This window comes from Amycolatopsis sp. NPDC088138 (genome assembly GCF_044741685.1).
Lineage (GTDB): Bacteria > Actinomycetota > Actinomycetes > Mycobacteriales > Pseudonocardiaceae > Amycolatopsis.
On sequence record NZ_JBIUTB010000004.1, the window covers coordinates 204,044 to 217,929 of the forward strand.

Genomic DNA, 13,886 nt, shown 5'->3' on the forward strand with positions numbered 1-13,886 from the left:
TCATGTCGATCCCGATCATTCTCGCGGGGCACGGCAGCCTGCCTTCGGGCGTCGGCGAAGCGGCCGAGATGATCCTCGGCCCGCAGTCGCGGCTGAAGGTCTGCGAGCTGAACCCGAGCGACCGGCCGGAGGACTTCGGCGCCCGGCTGGGCGAGCTGGCCGGCGACGCCGCCGAGCTGCTCGTGCTGGCCGACCTGCACGGCGGCTCGCCGTTCAACGCCGTCCGCGCGCTCGCTGCCCGCGGACCGGCCCGCATCGAGCTGGTGTCCGGGCTGAACCTGCCGATGCTGCTGGAGGTCCTGCTGCACACCACCGGCGACGTGACCGCGCTGGCCGGGGTGGCACGCGCCGCCGGCCGCGACGGCGTCGTCGACGTCCTGGAGTCCACCTGGTGACCGCCTCGCTCCTGCTCGCCGCGCAGGACGTGCGGATCACGCCGGGCCCCGGGCACCCGCTCGGCGGCTACCTGGCCCGCCACGGCGTCGCGACCGGCACCCACGACGACCTCGAGGCGTCGCTGATCTGGCTGTCCACCGAAGACGACCCCGGGGTGCTGTGGGTGGCGCTGGACGCGCTGGCCGTGGACGCCGGGCTCACCCGCACCCTGGCCGGCGCCGTCGCCGAGGCCGTCGGCATCGCCCCGCAGCGCGTGCTCGTCTGCGCGTCGCACACCCATTCCGGGCCCGAAGGCTGGACCGGCCCGCTGCACCCCGGGCTGCCGGGGGAGCGGGACAACGGCCTGGTCGACCGCATGACGGAGAAGATCACCGGCGCCGCGGCCCTGCTGCGCGCCTGCCGAAGACGCGTCCGGGCCCGGTGGCACGCGGGGGAGACCGAGGCCGTCGGCAGCAACCGCTACGACCCCGACGGCCCGCACGACACGTCGTTCGGCGTGCTCGAGCTCCGGCGGGACGACGACACCCCGGCCGCGCTGCTGTTCGACTACGCCAGCCACCCCACGGTGCTGGGCCCGGACAACCTGGCCTGGTCCGCGGACTGGCCGGGCGCGACCCGCCGTGAGCTGGCGGCGCTGATCGGCCGTCCGGTCGCGGCGTTCCTCCAGGGCGCGGCGGGCGACGCGAGCTCCCGGTTCGTCCGGCGTGGCCGCGGCCACGACGAGGTCGCCACCCTGGGCGGCCACCTCGCGACGTCGATCGCCCGCACGCTGGAGGCGGCGTCCTCGTCGGCGGCCACCGGCCCGGTCCGGCTGACCCGGTCGTCGCTGCACCTGCCCTACCGCGACGTACCGTCCATTGAGGACAGTCTGGAACTGCGCCAGGCGGCCGAAGGCGAGTGGCAGCGCGAACTCGCCCGCCACGGCTCGGACCACCCGGCGGTCCGGATCGCGCAGACCCGCTACGAAGGGTGCGCGATGCTCGCCACGATGGCGGCCAACCACCGGCCCACGGGCTGCGCGGAGGTGCCGGTCAGTGTGGTGTCACTGGGCGAGATCGCCTGGCTGCACACGCCGTTCGAGCTGTTCGCGTCCCTGGGCCTGCGCATCCGCCGTGGCAGCCCGTTCCGCCACACCCGGGTGATCGGCTACACGGACGGTTACCTGGGCTACCTGCCGGACGCGGCCGGGCACCGGGACGGGATCTACGAGTCGTACGTGACGCTCTTCGCCCCGGACGCGGCCGATGTCCTGGTGGAACACTGCCTGAAGCTGCTCCGGAGCCACTACGCCTAGCTGAGCCGAAGGGCCAGGCCGAGCAGGAGGCCGGAGACCACGACGAAGACCAACGTGGCCACGCCGAGCAGGACGGTTTCGCCGCGACGGCCGGAGCCGCGAATCCGCTGGTTGGCGATCAAGGCGAGAGCCGCGGCGCCGATCGGGGTCACCCAGAACCAGTGCGGGTGGCGGACGAAACCCCAGATCGCGAGAGCGGCGAAGCAAAGGCCGAGGAGCCAGACGCCGTAGTAGGCCTTGCGCGCGATGGCGTCGAACTGCACTGCCGTCAGCTGCCGTTGCGCCGGGCCTGGGTGAAGACCGTGTAGCGGTCCGCGCGGTACAGCGAGCGGCCCGCTTCGATCACGCCGCCGCTCTGGTCGTGCAGCGTGCCCTGGATGATCAGGCACGGCTGGGTGGGCTCGATGCCCAGCAACCCGGCGTCGTGGCTGGTGGGCAGGGCCGCGGAGATCGCCGTGTCGTTCCAGTCCGCCCGGACGCCCCAGCGCTCCTCGAGCGTGCGGTGCAGGGACTGGGTCTCCCAGTCGAACAGTTCGATGTCCGGGAACCGGTCGACCGACAGGTTGGTGCGCTCGACCGCGAACGGCTCGTCATCCACATAGCGCAGCCGCTCCAGCCGGAACACCCGCGCACCCGGCGGCACGTTGAGCCGGCCGGCGATGCGCGGGCCCGCGCTCTCCACCTCGGCGTGCAGCACCTTCGTCTTGGGGACGACGCCCCGGGCCTGCATGTCCTCGGTGAACGACGTCAGCATGTCGATGTGCGCGGCCTGCCGCTGCGCGGTGAAGGTCGCGGTGCCGTGCTGGCGGTAGAGCACACCGTCGGCGACCAGACGATTGATCTCCTGGCGCACGGTGCCGCGGGCGACCTGGAAGTGCTCGGCGAGAAACCGCTCGGACGGCATCAGCCGCCCCGGCCCGGCCTCGGTGGCGACACCTTCGATGATCTCGCGGAGCTGGTCGCCTTTCGGCCGCCCCGGCTCCAGTGCGTCCGGGAGCCGGAGATCGCTCGCGGGGACGTGCTTCGGACGGGGCATGGCTTCAGTATGTCGCGCCACCCCGGGTGACGTAACACCCACGCTCGGCTTCAGCCGGTGGGGTGGGTGGCTTTGCCGACGATGGTCGTGGCCGGCCGGGTCGCGTCGGGTTCGGTTCGGCGGTGGCGCGGCCGCTCAGCCCTCGCCGCGAAGCCGCCGAGCCGGAGGCCACGCGGCCATCGAGAAAAGACGGTGGCCGACCTGCGCCGCTGCACACGCGGACACGAACCGTGCACGCCTGGTCACGACATGCACTTCCGCCGTTCACCGAAACTCGGTACTCCTTTTCCAGGAAGCGGAGAAACCGCTGAGGAAAGGACCATGATGACGTTGACCAGCGTCAAACGCGCCTGCGCGGTCGCGGTGTTGGCCGTCGCGGCGGGAGGGCTCACCGTCGCTCCCGCCGGGGCCGCGACCGTCCAAAGTGGATCGGGCACGATCAACGACCCGTGGGTGCCGACCCGGGCCGCGCACATCACCTGCTCGACCGCCACGCTCTTCGGCAACTACACCGCCGGGCAGGGGCACTCCGACCCGATCGACACGCTCGTGCAGGGCAACTACATCGGCGTCCGGTACATCACGTCGGACCACAACTCGGCCGACGTCTTCTGGCACGGCGCGAGCAAGTGGGGCTTCCTGCTCCGCAGCTGCTTCTCACTGGACTGACCGGAGGAAGACATGACCACAGCACGCATCGCCGCCGCCGCGGCGCTCGCCGTGTCCGCGGCGATCACGCTCGCCCCCGCCGCCTCGGCGGGGACCGTCCACGAAATCTGCGCCACGGACCTCTACGTCCGGACGCAGCCCGCCGGCGTCATCGTCGGCACGCTCTACCGCGGCGACCACTTCGAGCTGTCGCGGTACTCGCCCAGCGGCGACTGGGCCGAGGGGTACGCCATGGGGAACGTCAACAAGAGAGGCTGGGTCCAGTCCGGCTGGTTCTGCTGAGTCACGGCACTTTCAGCGAAAGCACGCCGGACACCGTGGCCTGACGGCCGAAGAGGTTCGCGCGGCCGCCGATCGCCAGGATCCGGTGTGCCGGGCCGGCGACGCAGACCACCGACGACCGGCCGTGGGGGAGCAGGGTGCCGAGCAGGTGCCACGCTCCCGTGCCCAGGTCGAGGACCTCGGTCGTGCGGTCGCGCGCGCCGGGGTCCTCGGCCGCCGGCGCGCCGCCGACGACCACGATCCGGTCGCCGAGCAGCGCCACGCCGGGGAGCGCGCGCCGCTTGTGCATCGGGGCCACGGTTTCCCAGCTGTCCGTCTCGGGGGAGTACCGCTCCACCGAGTCGAGCACGTCCCGCGGCCCGCCGGCCAGCCCGCCGATGGCGTACAGGTGGGTTTCCGTCGCCAGCAGCCGGAACCGGGCGCGCGGGGTGTGCATCGGGGCCACCGGGTCCCAGCGCTTTTCCTCCGGGTCGTAGCCGAGCACCGCGTCCGTGGCGTACCGCTCGCCGGGGCCGCTGCCGCCCGCGACGTAGAGCTTGCCGCCGAGACCGGCGGCCGAAGCCGAGGCGAGCGGGGCCGGCAGGGGCGGGGCCGGGCTCCACTCGTCGAGCAGCGGGTCGTAGCGGTCGACGACGTCGGTGGCGGTCTCACCGACGGTGCCGCCGGCGGCGTAGACCTGGCCACCGGCCACGCCGACGGCGAGGTCGGTGCGCGGGACCGGCATCGGGCCGGCGTGGTGCCATTCGCCGCTGCCCGTCACCTTGCGGGTCTCCACCGAGCCGTGGGCGGTGTTCCCGTCGGTGCCGCCGATGACGAAGAGGTCGTCGCCGACGCTCGCCACCTCGTGGGCGAACCGGGGTGACCGCAGCGGCGGCCGGTACGTCCAGGAATCGGTCATCGTTCCCACCCTCTATCCCGCGTCGCGATTCGCGGCCAGAGTCTCCACGGCGGGGTGGTTTGTTACTGGAGTTCGCCGATTCGCCGTGACAGATAACGGCGCTCCGCGTCGGTCGGCGCGAGTTCCAGCGCTTCCCGGTACGCCGCCACCGCCTCGTCGGCCCGTTCGAGGCGGCGCAGGAAGTCGGCCCGGGTGGCCGGCAGCAGGTGGTAGCCCGCCAGATCGCCGCTCTCCGCGAGCGCGTCGGCCAGCGCCAGGCCGGCCGAAGGGCCTCCGGTCATCGCCACCGCGACGGCGCGGTTCAGCTCGACCACCGGTGACGGGTTCAGGCGCGCGACCAGCTCGTACAGCCGGGCGATCCGCGCCCAGTCCGTCTCTTCGGCGCGGGACGCCGTCGCGTGGCACGCGGCGATCGCCGCCTGGAGCTGGTACGGGCCGGGCCTGCCGAGCGCCAGCGCGGAATCCAGGACGCTGACACCCTCGTCGATCGACGCGCGGTCCCAGCGGGTGCGGTCCTGGTCGGCGAGCGTGACGAGGTCACCGGCGTCGTCGGTGCGGGTCGCGCGGCGGGCGTCGTGGAACAGCATCAGGGCCAGCAGGCCGCCCGCTTCAGGCGCGTCGGGCAGCAGCCCGACGACGACGCGCGTGAGCCGGATCGCCTCGGCCGTCAGGGCCTGGCGGACCAGGTCGGCGCCCGCGCTGGCCGAATAGCCCTCGTTGAACAGCAGGTAGAGCACGCCGAGCACCCCCGACGTCCGCTCGGGCAGCAGCTCGGCGGGCGGGACGCGGTAGGGGATGCGCGCGTTGCGGATCTTGCGCTTGGCGCGCACGATCCGCTGCGCCATCGTCGGTTCGGGCACCAGGAACGCGCGGGCGATCTCCGGGGTGCTCAGCCCGGCGAGCGTCCGCAGCGTCAGCGCCACCTGCGCCTCCAGCGGCAGCGCCGGGTGGCAGCAGGTGAACATCAGGCGCAGCCGGTCGTCGGGGACGTCGTCGGGTTCCGGTGCCGGCTCGCCGGCCGGCGTCGTGACGGCCAGGTCACGCAGCCGGCCGGCCTCCGCGGCGCCGCGCCGCAGCTTGTCCAGGGCGCGGTTGCGGGCGGTGGTCGTCAGCCACGCCCCGGGACGGCGCGGCACGCCGTCCCGGGGCCAGGTGGCCAGCGCCTTGGCGAACGCCTCCTGGGCGCACTCCTCGGCCAGGTCCCAGTCACCGGTGACCCGGATCAGGGTGGCGACGACGCGGCCCCACTCGGTGCGGAACGCCTCGTCGACCGCTTCGGCTACTCCCACACGGGCCGCAGCTCGATCGCCCCGAACTTCGCGACCGGGTGCGCCGCGGCGACGTCGATCGCTTCGGCCAGGTCGGCGCAGTCGAGGATGTCGTACCCGGCGATCTGCTCCTTCGTCTCGGCGAACGGGCCGTCCGAGACGAACGTGCCGCCGTCACGCGGCCACAACGTCGTCGCGTCGCTGACCGGCCGCAGCTGGTTGCCTTCCAGACGGCGGCTTCCGGCCAGGGCGACCCAGTCGTCCGGGGCGTCTTCGGCGGTGCCGACGAGTTCGGGGTCGACGCACACCCACATCAGGAACTTCACGACTCCTCCTCCCAGAACGGCCGGATCTCGATGGGGAACCGCCCGGCGGACGGGTGCGCGGACGCGATCGCGATGGCCTCGTCGAGGTCCTCGCACTCGACGACCTCGCAGCCGGCGACCCATTCCTTCGTCTCGGCGAACGGGCCGTCCGACGTCAGCCGCTGCCCGTCCCGCACCCGCACGGTGACGGCTTCGGCGGGCGGCCGCAGCAGTGTCCCGGCGTGGGTGGCGCCGCGGGCTTCGACGTCGCGCAGCCAGGCGACGAACTCGGGCATGGCATCGATCTCGGGCGGGCTGAACAGCTCCGCGCCGTCGTCGCAGATCATCAGCATGTACCGCAAGGCTCCTCCTGGTCGTCCGGTGCAGCTTCTCACCCACCCGACGCCGCCGCGGGCCGGAATCGACAGGGGCTCGGAAGAAACTCCGGAAAGTTTTTTCGGCGCTCCTGTCGATCCGGGCGCACCGCGGCGTCGACCTGCCGGAAGCACCACCCCGGCGAGAGGAGCCGTCATGATCCCGGTCAGCCAGCTGTCCACCGTCACCTGCCAGAGCGAGCGGGACCGCCGCGTGGCCGAGGAGCGCCTCGGCCGGCTGGTCGCCCGGTGGGCGCGCCGACTGCGTCAGCCGCGAGTTCGGCGATGACGGACCGTGCGCACAGCACGATCATTCTCGACGGGGAAACCCTTTCTGCAATTTGCCGTTGCTCATTTCCAGGGCGGTGCACCGGTGGGTTGCTTGCATCCCCCGTCCTGAACGGTGTCCGGTGAATCTTTTCCTGAAATAACGTGTTCTCCTTTGTGGGCAACACATTTGCGACTCCGGAAAGCGTCATCTACAGTCCCGCAGATCACGGCCATACCGGCCGGTTTCCCTGATCTGTCCAGTGTTTTCCGGGAGTGTCATGTTCCGACGCGCCTTGCTACGGCGATCCGCCGTGCTCTTTTCCGCCGCGCTGTTGCTGGCCGGGTGCAACCAGGCCGGGGGAAGCGTTTCCGCGGGTGGAAACGTCGAGAAGCCGGCCATCCGGGTCGCCATCTTCACCGCCGTCGACCTCGCGACCCTGTGGCTCGCCCAGCAGGGCGGCTACTTCAAGGCCGAGGGTCTCGACGTGCAGACCGACGTCGCGTCCAGCGGCCAGGAATCGCTGAACCGCATGACCAAGGGCCAGGACGACATCGCACTGTCGACGTACACGCTGTACTTCCTGGCCAAGAGCAGTGGTACCGACGTCCAGCTGGTGGCCGACGCGACCTCGGCGAGCCCGCTCAGCAACGAGGTCGTCACCGTGCCGAACTCGCCGGTGAAGACGGTGAACGACCTGGGGGGCAAGCGGATCGCGATCAGCTCGAAGAACGCCGCGTCGGACATCCTGACCCGGTCGGTGATGCGCGACCACGGCGTCGACTTCAGCAAGGTGCAGTGGGTCCCGATGCCGTTGCCGGAGATGGGGGCCGCCCTGGCGCAGGGCAAGGTCGACGCCGCGTACCAGCCGGAGCCCTACCTCACCCAGGCCGCCAAGGTGTCCGGCGCGTACCCGGTCGTCGACGCCGCCAGCGGGAGCACGCAGTCGTTCCCGCTGACCGGGTTCGGCGCCACCGGCAAGTGGGTCCAGGAGCACCCCAAGACGATGGCGGCGTTCCAGCGCGCCATGCTCGCCGCCACCCGCGACTCGGTGGACCGCGGCCGGATCGAGCCGCTGGTCGTCAAGAACGCCCGCGTCGACCAGGACATCGCGAGCCTGATGGTGATGCCCGCGTTCGGGTCCACGCTGGACGCCCGCCGCATCCAGCGCGTGCCGGACCTGCTGCAGCAGCTGGGCATCATCCAGACGAAGATCGACGCCTCGGAGATGATCGCGCCGCAGGCCAGTAGCGGCTGATCCCGGGAGTTTCGGCCGCCGAAGGCGGGTGCGCACTCTGCGCACCCGCCTTCGGTCGTTTTGCGGACGTCGAAGCTTCCCGTCGAGGCCGTGCTTCGCGAAATTTTCGGACCGGCCCGGAAGATCCGGATGTTGCCGGTTCGCACCTTGACACGGCTCGCGCCGCGCACCACCCTCTTCATACCGACCGCGCGGTACGGACTGGTCCACATGGTGAGAACTAGAGGGGTCATCGATGACACTTCCCGGCGAAGGCCTGCTCGTGGTCGACGGCCTCACCGTGCGGTTCGGTGGTCTCACCGCGTTGCGCGACGTCCGGATGAGCGTCGACGAGGGCACGGTCGTCGGCGTGATCGGCCCGAACGGCGCCGGGAAGACGACGCTGTTCAACGTCGTCTGCGGGTTCGTCCGCCCCCAGTCCGGGCGCGTCCTCTGGCGCGGCACGCCGCTGGTCCGCCACCGCCCCGAGCACCTCGCCGGGCTCGGGATCGTCCGGACGCTGCAGGGGCTCGGCCTCTTCGCCGGGCTGACCGTGCTGGAGAACGTGATGGCCGGCGCGGGCCGCCACGCTCGCTCCGGCGTGCTCCCGGCGCTCGCCGGAGCCGGCCGCTCGGCCCGCGACGAGGCCGATCTCGCCCACCGGGCCCGGGCGACCCTGGCGGAGCTGGGCATCGCCGACCTCGCCGACCGCCTGCCCGGCGTGCTGCCCTACGGCGTCCGCAAGCGTGTCGCGCTGGCCAGGGCGCTGGTCGCCGAGCCCGACCTGCTGCTGCTCGACGAACCCGCGAGCGGGCTCTCGGCCGCCGAGCTGATCGAGCTCTCGACGCTGATCCTGTCGCTGCGGCGGCACATGGCGGTGGTGCTCGTCGAGCACCACATGGACCTGGTGATGCAGGTCTGCGACCGCGTCGTCGTGCTGAACTTCGGCGAGGTGATCGCCGCGGGCACCCCGGCCGAGATCCAGGCCGACCCCCGCGTGGCCGAGGCCTACCTCGGCGACCCCGCCGAGGAGGCGCCCGGTGCTTGAGGTGAAGGACTTTTCCTTGGTGCACAACGTAGTCCGGCCGAGGCGCCGCCCGGTGCGCTGCCGCGTGCTGGACGGCCTGGTGACCGGCCTGGCCGACCCCGGGTGGCCGGGGCGGGCTCCCGCGATCCGGCCGAGGCGCCGCCCGGTGCCCGACGTCGGCGCACTCCCCGCCGAGGAGGCGCCCGGTGCTTGAGATCGAAGGGCTTTCCGTGGCCTACGGGGCCGTCCGCGCGCTCGACGGGGTCGACCTGACCGTCGACCGCGGGGGCATCACCGCCGTGCTCGGGGCGAACGGCGCCGGCAAGACCACCCTGCTGCGCACGATCAGCGGTCTGCACCCGGCGCGCGAAGGCCGGATCACCTGGGACGGCACGGAACTGACCGGCCGGGCACCCGACCGCATCGCGCGCGGCGGGGTCGCGCACGTGCCCGAAGGCGGCGGGGTGATCACCGAGCTGACCGTCGAGGAGAACCTCCGCCTCGGCGCGCTGTGGCGGCGTGACCGCGCCGATCGCGCCGCCGCGAAGCGTGAGGTGTACGAGCTTTTCCCACCGCTGGAAGAACGTTCGGCCAAACTCGCCGCGACGCTCTCCGGCGGCGAGCGGCAGATGCTCGCCATCGGCCGGGCGCTGATGAGCCGTCCCGAGCTGCTGCTGCTGGACGAGCCGTCGCTCGGGCTCGCGCCGCTGATCACCGCGCGGATCATGCGGATCCTGCGTGACCTGCGGGCCTCGACCGGGCTCACCGTGGTGCTCGTCGAGCAGAACGCCCACAGCGCACTGTCCATCGCGGACAACGGGTACGTCCTCGCGCTCGGCAGCGTGGTGGCGGTCGACACCGCGGCGGAGCTGCTGGCCGACGACGGCCTCCGCCACGCCTATCTCGGCTTCTGACGCTGACCAACAAACGGGAGGTGAACGGTCCGGTATGCAGGAATTCCTCGACCTGACCCTCGGCGGGATCTCCGCCGGTGCGGTCTACGCGGCCCTCGGGCTCGCGCTGGTCATCATCTACCGGGCCACCCGGGTGGTGAACTTCGCGCAGCCCGCGCTCGCCCTGATCTCGACCTACCTCGCGTACTCGGTGACCAAGGGGACGGGCAGCTACTGGCTCGGCTTCGCCGTCGCGATCGTGGCCGGGACGCTGCTGGGCGTCGTGACCGAACGGCTGCTGATCCGCCCGCTGCGCCACCGCTCCGAGCTCAGCTCGATCATCGTCACCCTCGGGCTGCTGCTGGTGCTGCAGGCGGTCGCCGGGATGATCTGGTCCAACGAGCCGCTGGCGTACCCGTACGCCTTCGACTTCGTCGGCCGGTTCTCCGCCAACGACCTGTTCGTGGTGCTGGTGGTGCTCGCGATCGCCGCGCTCGTGCTGGTGGTGTTCAAGTACACCCCGCTCGGCCTGCGGATGCGGGCGGCGGCGTTCGCGCCGGACGTCGCCCGTACCCTCGGCGTCCGGGTCGGGCTGATGCTCACCGTCGGCTGGGGGATGGCGGCGGCCGTCGGCTCGCTGGCCGGACTCCTGGCCACCCCGCCGTTCCTCTTCCCGAACGTGCTGGACGGCGTCTTCGTCTACGCGCTCACCGCGGCCGTGCTCGGCGGGCTCGACAACCCGCTGGGCACCATCGCCGGCGGGTTCGTGCTCGGTGTCGGACTGTCCTATGTGTCCGGCTACTTCGGACCGGAGACGGTGACGATCGCCGCGCTGGCGATCCTGGTGATCGTGCTGACGCTGCGGCCCGCCGGGTTGTTCGGCCGGGCGAAGGCGAGGCGGGTGTGAGCGTGCGCACGAGTCTCCCGGAGGCCCCGGCCGGTTCGCCCGCCGCCGCGGGCAAGCGCCGGCTGCCGCCCCTGGTCCTGCACATCCTCGCCGCGCTGGGCGCACTCGCCGTCGTCGTGGCGCTCACCCTGGTCACCGACGAGTTCACCAACCTGCGGATCGCGACCGTCGGCTACTACCTCGTCGCGGTGGCCGGGCTGACCCTGCTGACCGGCCTCACCGGGCAGGTTTCCCTGGGCCACGGCGCGTTCATGTTCATCGGCGCGTACACCGTCGCGCTGCTGGTGCGCCGCGTCCCGACGTTCCCGCTGTGGGCCGACCTGCTGCTCGCCGCGGCCGCCGGTGGCCTGGGCGGGTTGCTGGCCGGGGCCGCCGCCGCCCGGCTGCGCGGGCCGTACCTGGCCGGGGCGACGCTCGCGCTGGCCGTCGGCCTGCCCGCGCTGACCCGCCGGTTCCAGGACTTCCTGGGCGGCAGCAACGGGTTGAACTTCACCGTCCACAGCAGACCGGCCGGCCTGGTCGGCGTGGTCCCGGAGCTGCGCTGGCAGACCTGGATCGTCTGGCTCAGCGTGCTCATCGCGCTGGTGTTCGTGGTGAACATCGTGCGTGGCAAGCTCGGCCGCACCTTCCGCGCCGTCCGCGACGACGAGGTCGCCGCTTCGCTGAGCGGGATCCACGTCGGCCGCACGAAGATCCTGGCCTTCCTCGTCAGCGCGGTGTGCGGCGGGCTCGCCGGCGGCCTGCAGGCGTTCCTGCTCGGCACCGCCGCGCCCGGCTCGTTCACCCCCGCGCTGTCGCTGAGCCTGCTGGCCGCCGTGGTGCTCGGCGGGCTCGGGTCGCTCTGGGGCGCGCTGTGGGGCGCGATCGCGCTCGTCTACTTCCAGGCGTGGTCGGAAGACCTCGCCGATGCCCTGCACCTGAACACCGACGTGGCCAACAACCTCCCGCTCGCGGTGTACGGCGTGATCCTCATCGTCGTCGTACTCGCCTTCCCGCGCGGCATCCAGGGCGGCTTCCAGCGGCTGCGAGGACTTCTCCGTCGATCCGCCGAGCAAAAGGAGACCCATGAGAAGCACTAGAACCGTCGCGGGAATCGCGGTCCTGGCCTTGGCGCTCAGCGCGTGCGGCGGTGCGGGGGAGTCCGACACCAGTGGCACGCAGGCCGCGGACTCGGCGGTCGGCGTCACCAAGGACTCCGTCGTGATCGGCACCCACCAGCCGCTCACCGGCCCGGCCGCACCCGGGTACAGCAAGATCTCCGTCGGCGCCCGCGCGGTGTACCAGGCGATCAACGACGGCGGCGGGATCAACGGCCGCAAGATCGACTACAAGGTCGAGGACGACGGCTACAACCCGACCAAGACCGTCGAGGTCGTCAAGAAGCTCGTGCTGCAGGACAAGGTGTTCGCGATCGTCGGCGGGCTCGGCACGCCGACGCACTCGAAGGTCGTCGACTACCTGAACACCGAAGGCGTGCCGGACCTGCTCGTGTCCTCGGGCGCGCTCGCGTGGGACAACCCGCAGAAGGCGCCGATGACCTTCGGGTACCAGGTGGACTACACGCGTGAGGGCAAGATCCAGGGCAAGTACATCAAGGACAACTTCGCGGGCAAGAAGGTCGGGTACTTCACCCAGAACGACGACGTCGGCCGCGACACCCAGGCCGGGCTCGACCAGTTCATCAAGGACCAGACGGTGGCCAAGCAGGGCTACGACAGCGCGAACACCGACGTCACGCCGCAGCTGTCCGCGCTCAAGGCGGCCGGCGCGGAGATCGTCGTGTGCGAGTGCATCCCCGCGTTCACCGCACTGTCCATCCTGGCCGCGGCGAAGATCGGCTACAAGCCGCAGTTCGTCGTCAGCAGCATCGGTGCCGACCCGGCGACGCTTTCCGGGCTGCTGCAGGACTTCGCCAAACGCGGCGGCGCGAGCGTCTCGAGCGCGCAGCTGCTCAACGGCCTGATCGGCACCGGCTACCTGCCCGACGTCGCGCAGACGTCCGACCCGTGGGTCGCCTACTTCAAGGGCATCCACGACAAGTACATCCCGAAGGAGCCGCTCACCAACACGCTGTTCTACGGCATGGTGCAGGCCTACACGTTCGGCGAGGCGCTGAAGGCCGCCGGGCCGGACCCGACGCGCAAGAAGATCGTCGACGCGATGAGCTCCGGCGCGCTCAAGGGGCCGGGCCTGACCCCGTTCGGGTTCTCGAAGGACTCGCACTCGGGCTACACCGGCGCGTACGTGTTCAAGATCAACCCGGACACGACCACGACGGTGATCCAGCCACCGGCCGTCACCGACCGGGGCACCGGTGCGATCACGCCGTACAGCGGCGAACGCGCCACCCCCGACCAGGTGAACCTGCTGGGGAAGTGAGGAACGTGGGCCGGCTCGCGGCGCCGCGCGGGCCGGCCCACCCCCTCGCTTAAGGTGAAGACATGGCGGTCAGGGAAAAGGTCGTGCGGGCCGCGGTGCGGTTGTTCGCCGAGAAGGGGTTCGAGGCCACGACGGTCCGCGAGATCGTCGAGACGGCCGGGGTGACGAAAGGTGGCCTGTACCACTACTTCGAGTCCAAGGACGACCTGCTCTTCGAGATCTACGCCGCGATGCTGCGGATGCAGACCCAGCGGATGCGGACCATCGCCGAATCGGACATGTCGCTGCCGGAACGGTTGCACGCCATCATCGCCGACGTCGTCGTCACGTCCATTGCGGACCTCGACGCGGCAATCGTGTTCTTCCAGTCGTTCGCGCTGCTCGAAAAGTCCAAACAGGTCCAGGTGCGCGCCGAACGCCGTCGTTACCACGAGCGGGTGCGGGACCTCGTCGAAGAAGGCCAGCGAGCGGGGCTCTTCCGCGACGACGTCCCCGCCGACCTGGTCATCAACTACCACTACGGCGCGATCCACCGTCTCGGCATGTGGTACCACGCCGAGGGTGAGCTGTCGGGCGAGCAGGTGGGGGAGCACTTCGCCAACCTGATGCTGCGCAGCCTCCGCCCGGAGCCGCCGCCAGCCGGGTAGGCCGGG

Annotated in this window: 19 protein-coding genes; 13 read left to right on the forward strand and 6 right to left on the reverse strand. The window is 71.5% G+C overall.

All coding sequences use genetic code 11. The features are described from left to right. The first annotated feature begins 2 nt into the window (after nucleotides 1-2). A complete protein-coding gene (locus ACIOD2_RS22300) occupies nucleotides 3-395 on the forward strand; it encodes a PTS sugar transporter subunit IIA (RefSeq protein WP_400540964.1) in 393 nt (130 codons plus the stop codon). Next, a complete protein-coding gene (locus ACIOD2_RS22305; RefSeq protein ID WP_400540967.1) occupies nucleotides 392-1,690 on the forward strand; it encodes a hypothetical protein in 1,299 nt (432 codons plus the stop codon). The genes ACIOD2_RS22300 and ACIOD2_RS22305 overlap by 4 nt, the downstream gene beginning before the upstream one ends. On the opposite strand, the gene ACIOD2_RS22310 is transcribed toward ACIOD2_RS22305, so the two are convergent. Both ACIOD2_RS22310 and ACIOD2_RS22315 read right to left on the reverse strand, forming a co-directional pair. After that, entirely contained in the window at nucleotides 1,687-1,953 is a 267-nt protein-coding gene (locus ACIOD2_RS22310) for a hypothetical protein (RefSeq protein WP_400540970.1), read from the reverse strand. The two genes, ACIOD2_RS22305 and ACIOD2_RS22310, sit on opposite strands and share 4 nt — an antisense overlap. A gap of 5 nt (nucleotides 1,954-1,958) precedes the next feature. Next, complete coding sequence (locus ACIOD2_RS22315; protein WP_400540973.1) at nucleotides 1,959-2,726, reverse strand: GntR family transcriptional regulator; 768 nt, start codon at nucleotides 2,724-2,726, stop codon at nucleotides 1,959-1,961. 321 nt (nucleotides 2,727-3,047) lie between these two features. On the opposite strand from ACIOD2_RS22315, the gene ACIOD2_RS22320 reads away from it, so the two are divergent. Both ACIOD2_RS22320 and ACIOD2_RS22325 read left to right on the forward strand, forming a co-directional pair. Beyond that, complete coding sequence (locus ACIOD2_RS22320) at nucleotides 3,048-3,395, forward strand: hypothetical protein (RefSeq protein WP_400540976.1); 348 nt, start codon at nucleotides 3,048-3,050, stop codon at nucleotides 3,393-3,395. A 12-nt stretch (nucleotides 3,396-3,407) separates the two neighbouring features. Then, nucleotides 3,408-3,677: a hypothetical protein gene (locus ACIOD2_RS22325; protein WP_400540979.1), complete on the forward strand. Its 270-nt coding sequence runs from the start codon at nucleotides 3,408-3,410 to the stop codon at nucleotides 3,675-3,677. A 1-nt stretch (nucleotide 3,678) separates the two neighbouring features. Here the strand turns inward: ACIOD2_RS22325 and ACIOD2_RS22330 are convergent, their stop codons facing one another. From ACIOD2_RS22330 to ACIOD2_RS22345, 4 genes are all read right to left on the reverse strand, one after another. Then, on the reverse strand, nucleotides 3,679-4,575 hold the full coding sequence (locus tag ACIOD2_RS22330) for a Kelch repeat-containing protein (protein ID WP_400540982.1): 897 nt from the start codon (nucleotides 4,573-4,575) through the stop codon (nucleotides 3,679-3,681). Nucleotides 4,576-4,637: 62 nt separating this feature from the next. Beyond that, nucleotides 4,638-5,864, reverse strand: coding sequence for an RNA polymerase sigma factor (locus ACIOD2_RS22335; RefSeq protein ID WP_400540985.1), 1,227 nt, complete (start codon nucleotides 5,862-5,864; stop codon nucleotides 4,638-4,640). Beyond that, nucleotides 5,855-6,169 carry a YciI family protein gene (locus tag ACIOD2_RS22340; RefSeq protein ID WP_400540988.1) on the reverse strand — a complete coding sequence of 105 codons (315 nt, stop codon included), beginning with the start codon at nucleotides 6,167-6,169 and terminating at the stop codon, nucleotides 5,855-5,857. Before ACIOD2_RS22340 ends, ACIOD2_RS22335 begins: the two co-directional genes overlap by 10 nt. Next, nucleotides 6,166-6,501, reverse strand: coding sequence for a YciI family protein (locus ACIOD2_RS22345; protein ID WP_400543174.1), 336 nt, complete (start codon nucleotides 6,499-6,501; stop codon nucleotides 6,166-6,168). Before ACIOD2_RS22345 ends, ACIOD2_RS22340 begins: the two co-directional genes overlap by 4 nt. Before the next feature lie 178 nt (nucleotides 6,502-6,679). Here ACIOD2_RS22345 and ACIOD2_RS22350 point away from each other — a divergent pair, with 178 nt between their 5' ends. From ACIOD2_RS22350 to ACIOD2_RS22390, 9 genes are all read left to right on the forward strand, one after another. Beyond that, nucleotides 6,680-6,811: a hypothetical protein gene (locus ACIOD2_RS22350; protein WP_400540991.1), complete on the forward strand. Its 132-nt coding sequence runs from the start codon at nucleotides 6,680-6,682 to the stop codon at nucleotides 6,809-6,811. Nucleotides 6,812-7,070: 259 nt separating this feature from the next. Next, nucleotides 7,071-8,048, forward strand: coding sequence for an ABC transporter substrate-binding protein (locus tag ACIOD2_RS22355; protein WP_400540994.1), 978 nt, complete (start codon nucleotides 7,071-7,073; stop codon nucleotides 8,046-8,048). A 235-nt stretch (nucleotides 8,049-8,283) separates the two neighbouring features. Continuing rightward, complete coding sequence (locus ACIOD2_RS22360; RefSeq protein WP_323332187.1) at nucleotides 8,284-9,075, forward strand: ABC transporter ATP-binding protein; 792 nt, start codon at nucleotides 8,284-8,286, stop codon at nucleotides 9,073-9,075. A 16-nt stretch (nucleotides 9,076-9,091) separates the two neighbouring features. Continuing rightward, nucleotides 9,092-9,268, forward strand: coding sequence for a hypothetical protein (locus tag ACIOD2_RS22365; RefSeq protein ID WP_400540997.1), 177 nt, complete (start codon nucleotides 9,092-9,094; stop codon nucleotides 9,266-9,268). Further along, nucleotides 9,261-9,968, forward strand: a complete 708-nt coding sequence (locus ACIOD2_RS22370; RefSeq protein WP_400541000.1) for an ABC transporter ATP-binding protein — start codon at nucleotides 9,261-9,263, stop codon at nucleotides 9,966-9,968. Before ACIOD2_RS22365 ends, ACIOD2_RS22370 begins: the two co-directional genes overlap by 8 nt. A gap of 34 nt (nucleotides 9,969-10,002) precedes the next feature. Next, nucleotides 10,003-10,854, forward strand: a complete 852-nt coding sequence (locus ACIOD2_RS22375; protein ID WP_323332191.1) for a branched-chain amino acid ABC transporter permease — start codon at nucleotides 10,003-10,005, stop codon at nucleotides 10,852-10,854. A gap of 2 nt (nucleotides 10,855-10,856) precedes the next feature. Then, nucleotides 10,857-11,933, forward strand: a complete 1,077-nt coding sequence (locus ACIOD2_RS22380; protein ID WP_400541003.1) for a branched-chain amino acid ABC transporter permease — start codon at nucleotides 10,857-10,859, stop codon at nucleotides 11,931-11,933. Continuing rightward, nucleotides 11,920-13,233, forward strand: coding sequence for an ABC transporter substrate-binding protein (locus tag ACIOD2_RS22385; RefSeq protein WP_400541006.1), 1,314 nt, complete (start codon nucleotides 11,920-11,922; stop codon nucleotides 13,231-13,233). The genes ACIOD2_RS22380 and ACIOD2_RS22385 overlap by 14 nt, the downstream gene beginning before the upstream one ends. A gap of 62 nt (nucleotides 13,234-13,295) precedes the next feature. Further along, nucleotides 13,296-13,880 carry a TetR/AcrR family transcriptional regulator gene (locus ACIOD2_RS22390; protein ID WP_400541009.1) on the forward strand — a complete coding sequence of 195 codons (585 nt, stop codon included), beginning with the start codon at nucleotides 13,296-13,298 and terminating at the stop codon, nucleotides 13,878-13,880. Nucleotides 13,881-13,886: the final 6 nt, after the last annotated feature.

Excerpts from the sequence above, each read along its gene's own strand:
- ACIOD2_RS22300 (WP_400540964.1), top strand. The coding sequence starts at position 3 with ATGTCGATCCCGATCATTCTCGCGGGGCACGGCAGCCTGCCTTCGGGC.
- ACIOD2_RS22315 (WP_400540973.1), bottom strand. The coding sequence starts at position 2,726 with ATGCCCCGTCCGAAGCACGTCCCCGCGAGCGATCTCCGGCTCCCGGAC.
- ACIOD2_RS22320 (WP_400540976.1), top strand. The coding sequence starts at position 3,048 with ATGATGACGTTGACCAGCGTCAAACGCGCCTGCGCGGTCGCGGTGTTG.
- ACIOD2_RS22325 (WP_400540979.1), top strand. The coding sequence starts at position 3,408 with ATGACCACAGCACGCATCGCCGCCGCCGCGGCGCTCGCCGTGTCCGCG.
- ACIOD2_RS22330 (WP_400540982.1), bottom strand. The coding sequence starts at position 4,575 with ATGACCGATTCCTGGACGTACCGGCCGCCGCTGCGGTCACCCCGGTTC.
- ACIOD2_RS22345 (WP_400543174.1), bottom strand. The coding sequence starts at position 6,501 with ATGCTGATGATCTGCGACGACGGCGCGGAGCTGTTCAGCCCGCCCGAG.
- ACIOD2_RS22350 (WP_400540991.1), top strand. The coding sequence starts at position 6,680 with ATGATCCCGGTCAGCCAGCTGTCCACCGTCACCTGCCAGAGCGAGCGG.
- ACIOD2_RS22355 (WP_400540994.1), top strand. The coding sequence starts at position 7,071 with ATGTTCCGACGCGCCTTGCTACGGCGATCCGCCGTGCTCTTTTCCGCC.
- ACIOD2_RS22360 (WP_323332187.1), top strand. The coding sequence starts at position 8,284 with ATGACACTTCCCGGCGAAGGCCTGCTCGTGGTCGACGGCCTCACCGTG.
- ACIOD2_RS22375 (WP_323332191.1), top strand. The coding sequence starts at position 10,003 with ATGCAGGAATTCCTCGACCTGACCCTCGGCGGGATCTCCGCCGGTGCG.
- ACIOD2_RS22385 (WP_400541006.1), top strand. The coding sequence starts at position 11,920 with ATGAGAAGCACTAGAACCGTCGCGGGAATCGCGGTCCTGGCCTTGGCG.
- ACIOD2_RS22390 (WP_400541009.1), top strand. The coding sequence starts at position 13,296 with ATGGCGGTCAGGGAAAAGGTCGTGCGGGCCGCGGTGCGGTTGTTCGCC.